This is a genomic window from Bacteroides rodentium JCM 16496, assembly GCF_000614125.1.
Taxonomy (GTDB): domain Bacteria; phylum Bacteroidota; class Bacteroidia; order Bacteroidales; family Bacteroidaceae; genus Bacteroides; species Bacteroides rodentium.
This window is the reverse complement of the sequence record NZ_BAKJ01000129.1, coordinates 1-1,633: the sequence shown is the minus strand read 5'-3', so window position 1 is coordinate 1,633 and position 1,633 is coordinate 1. Positions and strand designations below refer to the sequence as shown.

General features: G+C 46.6%; 2 protein-coding genes. Both read left to right on the top strand.

From position 1 onward, the window contains the following. The first annotated feature begins 172 nt into the window (after positions 1 to 172). A complete protein-coding gene (locus JCM16496_RS21020; protein ID WP_128809796.1) occupies positions 173 to 517 on the top strand; it encodes a helix-turn-helix domain-containing protein in 345 nt (114 codons plus the stop codon). Next, positions 514 to 1,473 (top strand): IS3 family transposase, encoded by a 960-nt coding sequence (locus JCM16496_RS21015; protein ID WP_025836424.1) that lies wholly within the window; start codon positions 514 to 516, stop codon positions 1,471 to 1,473. The genes JCM16496_RS21020 and JCM16496_RS21015 overlap by 4 nt, the downstream gene beginning before the upstream one ends. Positions 1,474 to 1,633: the final 160 nt, after the last annotated feature.

Below are 1,633 nucleotides of genomic sequence, written 5' to 3'. Positions count from 1 at the left end.
GCTGCTCTCGAAAAAGTAGACACGGGAAGGTAGAAAAAGATTGAATGTTGTACCTTTGTTGCAGTCAAGGAAGTTGCTCGTGGAGGGAGGGGTGGAGCCCCGACCGGAACGAGCAACTTCCGGCGGCCCGAAAACGACACCAGTCGGGTTCTACCGGAAAGGAGAAACTTTTATGGCAAAACATCTCAACCCTCTTGAAAAAGAGTTTCTAGTCCGCCAGTACAAGGCAAGTATGCGGACCGCAAAAGAGTTTGCTGCGATGCACAACATCACAGAGCAATCACTCAAGAAATGGACAAAGCAGTATGAAGAAGGCGGCCTGGAAAGGCTTGTACGCGCAGACGCTGACATCCAGAGCATTCTTCCTGAAGGCTTCGACAGAAAGGAGGAGTCTTACAAAAGGGAGATTCTGAAGCTCCGCATAGAGAACGAACGGCTAAAAAAAAGTTATGCCGTTCAGATGAACGCGGATGGGCAAATGGAGTATGTTCGTTTAAAGGAGAAGAGTTTGAAATAGTCAAGCTTCTGTCCCGCGACTATCCAATAAAAGCCGTCTGTAAACTGATGAGCGTGAGCCGCGCAGGCTATTACAAGTGGCTCAAGCACGTTCCTTCAATCAGGGACCATCGTCGTGAGGAGATTGTCGGGAAGGTCAAGGAAGTGCATGAAAAGCACAAGACCCACGGATATCGCTGGACAGCCGCCTTCATCAGAATCAATATGTGCATAGAGATAAGCGACAGTTACGCCTACAAGTGCTTCCGTTACCTTGGAATCAAGGCTGAGACGAAGCACAAGCTGCACTACAGGCCGAGAAAGATACGGGACAAGTATCCCAATCTGATATACTCTACCTGGGAGACTGTAGACAGACCTCGGCAAGTGATTGTGTCAGATATGACCATGTTCAGTCTGCGTTGGATCAGTTTCGAAGTAACGTTCTACTTCGATGTGTTCACGAAAGAAATCCTCACATATAAGGCGACAGATCGGCGTGGAGACCGTATGCAATACATAGAAGGTCTGAACGATGTGGTGAGTATGTTGAAAGGCACCGTTGAACCTGTAATCCTGCACACCGATCAAGGCAGCGTGTACGCATCTATGGCATACAATGAACTGATCAAGGACACGAATATAGTCCGCTCAATGTCAAGGGCCGGAAAGCCCACGGACAACCCCGTCAACGAGTCTCTGAACGGCTGGATCAAGGAAGAACTCTTATCAGACTTCGGTCTTGAGCAAGAACATAGATGGACGAATATCACCAGGATACTTGACGAGTACGTCAAGTTCTACAACGAGATGCGTCCGTGCTTTGCAATAGGGTATGACACTCCTGAGAACTACCGGAAGCGGTACCACAAAGGAGAACTTCCCCGTAAAAATACTTTTGAGACAAGAGTAGCGTCACCGGAACCAAAGTTCGTACGAAAAAGACGCGAAAAGTCTGATAATAAAGAAGATAAGTAACTACTCAAAGGATGTGTCCACTTTTATCAAAGAAAACACAGGAAAAACATCAAAAATGTCTACTTTTGTAAATCAAAAACACAGAAAAACAACCCCAGTGTCTACTCTGGGAAAATATTAACATCTAAAATTATTTTCTGTGTCTACTTCTCGCGCGCGG